At 67.8% G+C, this 3,679-nt stretch carries 3 protein-coding genes; 2 read left to right on the top strand and 1 reads right to left on the bottom strand.

The window, feature by feature from the left end; translation table 11 throughout:
- Positions 1 to 439 (bottom strand): DUF4058 family protein (locus AB1609_18090; protein ID MEW6048357.1); only part of this gene is annotated, 439 nt, incomplete at its 3' end.
- Positions 440 to 748: 309 nt separating this feature from the next.
- Between AB1609_18090 and AB1609_18085 the strand changes: the two genes are divergently transcribed.
- Entirely contained in the window at positions 749 to 2,575 is a 1,827-nt protein-coding gene (locus AB1609_18085) for a DUF6880 family protein (protein MEW6048356.1), read from the top strand.
- A 33-nt stretch (positions 2,576 to 2,608) separates the two neighbouring features.
- Positions 2,609 to 3,679, top strand: a 1,071-nt coding sequence (locus tag AB1609_18080) for a hypothetical protein (GenBank protein MEW6048355.1), incomplete at its 3' end; no start/stop codon positions are given.

Here is a 3,679-nt window from a genome sequence, read left to right as displayed (position 1 = left end):
GCTCCGGGGCCCTGGCGTAGTCAATCCGCAGATCGAAACCCGCCCGGTCGTAGAGGTCGGCAAGCAGTAGCCCCAAGCGGATGGTGGGTTCGGGTTCGCTCGGGTCCAGGGGCAGGGGGAACTCGGGGATCGGCTGCCTCACCGAAAAAGCGTACAGCCGAGCCTTCGGCCGCTCCCGGGAACGGCTGACGAGGATGCGGTAATGAGCGCCACGGGGCTCCGGGGTCATGGGCATCGCACCGTACGCCCGGAGCAGGTCGATTTCAACGAGGTGGATTTGGCTGGCAAGCACCTGGGCCCGCTTGGACTCGTAGGCAGTCCGGGCTTCGTCCGGGCGCTTGCTGTCGGGTGACAGGATCTCGATGACGGTGACCGGTTCGTCGGTTCCGGGGCGGCGGCTCTCGATGTATCGCTCGTGAATCTCCACAGGAACCCGCACGAATACCGTTTACGCTCCGTCTGGTGAGCAGGCGTCCTTACCCGCCGCGTATACGGCAGCCGCTTCTGAGGCCCGACCGGGCCCGGCACGTCCTACGCCCAGATCGGGGTAGCCCACGAAAAACGGGTCATCGTCCGTGGTGAAATACACCCGCTCCCTGGCTCAGGCGTCTTCGCCCTCGCGTTGAACCCTTCTGCCAGGTACAATGGGAGCGGGCCAGGGAGCCGGCCGCTGCAGCGGGAAGAGGTGAAGGTGCTCCAGGGGCCTCCGGCAGGTGAGCCGTAAGCTGTCGCCAGGGGTGGTGAAGCGATGAAGCGGCCACGGCTGCACCAGGCTGACAGGCCAAACCTGGCTGACGTGCTGAGCGTCAAGCTGCTCCAGGAGATGGCGGGAGCCGGAGCGTTCGAGCGGGGTAAGGCGTACTTCGACCAGGGCCGCGTGGTATCGCTCGACGTTGACCGGTGGCTTGCGACCGCACAGGTTGAAGGGAACGAGCTTTATCGGGTCCGCCTGTGGGTAGATGGCACGCTGCTGCAGTTCCACTGCACGTGTCCCGCGTACGAGGACGGGTGGTTCTGCAAACATTGCGTGGCCGCGGGGCTTGCCGTCATGGAACAGGGTCAGAACGCGGAGGTCACGGCTGACCGGGTTCCCCGGGGAGGTGGTGAGAGGCAGTCTGAAAAAAGGAACGACCCCGTCGACCTGCCCGACGTGGCCGCCTACCTTTCCGGATTGGACAAAACCCGGCTCGTCGACCTGATCCTGACGGTCGCCCTGCGTGACGGTCACCTGTTGCGCCAACTGCGGTTCGAGGCCTCCCGGCAGTTGCTGCCTCAACGGGTCGCTGCAACGCTCCACCGGGCCGTCGACGAACTGTTCGGTCCCTACCCCGGACGGGGGGACGCCTCGGCGACCGACCTGGCGCGGCAGCTGGGCCATCTCGTTGATGAGATGACCAGGCTGTGCGACGAGGATCACGCGGGCGTGGTCATCGAGGTGGCAGAGCGGGCCCTGCGGGATAGCGAGCGCGCCCTCGAATACGTCGACGATTCCGACGGCGTCCTGGGCGACGAACTCGACCGCCTCCAGCGGATCCACCACACGGCATGCATGATCGCCCGGCCGGATCCGGTCCAGCTTGCCCGGCGCCTGTTCGAGGGGGCGATGCGAGGCGGTGGTTACACGGCATTCGGCTCGCCGAAGGCGTACGCGGACGTGCTCGGCGAGGCCGGCCTGGAGGAGTATCAGCGTCTCGCGAGGGTGCAGTGGGAGCAGGTGCCGGCCTTGGGGCCCGGGGATAAAGACGTCGCCGGCTTCCCCGACCGGTATCGGCTCGTCACCGTCATGGAAGAACTGGCCGAGCTTTCGGGCGACATCGAGGCGCTCGTGGCGGTGAAGCGCCGGGATCTGTCGACTCCCGCCCGCTATCTCAACATAGCCGAAACTTACCGGCATGCGGGGCGTCCGGAAAAGGCCCTGGAGTGGGCGGAAGCCGGCCTCAGGACGTTTGGCAAGGATTGGCGCCTGCGAGACTTCGTGGCGGACGAGTATCACCGCTTGGGGCGGCACGATGACGCTGTGGCCCTGGTGTGGGCGGCGTTTGCCGAGACGCCGGGATTCAGGGCCTATCAAGAACTCCGCAAGCATGCGGAGAGGGGCGGGCAATGGTTTGAGTGGCGAGACCGGGCGCTGAAGGTTGCTCGGGAGAGGTTGGGTGCGGCTGACGGCGCCGGGGCGCGTCGGCGGGTGGCTTTCGATGCAGGGTGGCCGGTGTTTACCGATTCCTGGGGCGGGAGTGTGGAGTTGGTCCGCATCCTGCTGGCGGAGGGGCTCGTGGAGGAAGCCTGGGAGCGGGCACGGCGGGACGCGTGTCCCCAGGGACTGTGGCTCGAACTGGCGTCCCGGCGAGAACGTGAGCATCCCGGTGATGCGGTGAAGGTCTACCAGGCGTGTGCGGAGCTGCTGATCGCGCAAACGCATAACGCGGCCTATGAAGAGGCCGCCGAACTGGTGAAACGGATACGGGGGCTCATGGGGCGGATGGGACGGGAGGAGGACTTCAGGGAGTATTTGACGGCACTGCGGGCGAGCCACGGGCGCAAGCGCAATCTGAGGAGGCTGCTGCCAGAGCGCTGAACGGGCCGGGCGCCACGGATAGGGTGGAGGAGGATGGGGCGTTCTGCGTTTCGCCGGACGGTGATACAGGCGTTGCGCCGCCTGGAAGGGCCGGTGACGCTGGATGAGTTCGCCGACGCGGTTGCCCGCGCCCGGCACCTGAAGATCCGGTCAGGCCGAGGGAGTCTGGAGGAGGTACGGTCAGCCGTCCTGGCGGTACTGCAGGAGACCGGGTGGGACTGGCTCGTTTTCGGCGACGCGGTCGTGCCAGGCTGGGTCATGCTGGAGGGTGTCCGGGTCCGGCTGGAGCTAACCCAGCGAGACGCCGCCACCGGGCTCGTCAGCCTCGATCGGCTGCGGCCGTTCCTGATGGCCTTTGCACCGGATGACATGGGGGCGCCGCCGATGGTCTCCTTCCGCACCCCCGACGGCGAGCCGGTCCGGATCCTCTCGGTGACGGAGGCGGCGTTGGCTCAGGCGGCCGCCACGCGGGAGGCGTGGCTTGATAGCATGCCGGCCTCCTCCCGGTGGCCGGCGGGCTTCAGGAGCAAGGGGGTGACACCGTGGGAACGGGGAGAACCGCAGGCAGGGGCCCTCTCGGTGCGCTCCCTGCTGAACCCCGGGCAAAGGCCCTATCCAGGGGATTCCATCCTGGTCACGCTGCACCCGTCGACGGACTCGGTCGTGCTCGAGCTGGAGAGGGCGGCGCGCAGGCGCCCCGAAGGCTTCACGTACGGCGCGCAGTGGCTGGATGCGCTGGCGCAATGGATTGGCCGGACCGGGCTCGATCGCTTCGGGCGAGCGGTCCTGCACACCCTGCCCGTCATGGCGTGGGCGCGCTCGTACCCGGCCGGAGACCTGGAGCAGCTTGCCTACTGCGATCAGCGGGTCGTGGTGCTGGAGGGGCTTCGGGGCGACCGGTACGTGGCGCAGCCGGCGTTGTGCCGGTTGGGGGAGAGCGTGGATCATCGGGTCCTGGTGGACGTGAAGGGTTTTGAAGATAGCCTGGCCACGAACGACGACCAGCCGGGGTTGCCGGCGGAGGTCTTGAGGCGGTCAAAGAAGGGACAGGGGACGCGGCGGCGGGCAGGGTACGGGCAGACCTCCGGCAGGCGGTGGGCACCG

This window comes from Bacillota bacterium (genome assembly GCA_040754675.1).
Classification (GTDB): Bacteria; Bacillota; Limnochordia; order Limnochordales; family Geochordaceae; genus Geochorda.
Note: the sequence above shows the minus strand (reverse complement) of the source record. Positions and strands in the feature narration are given on the sequence as shown.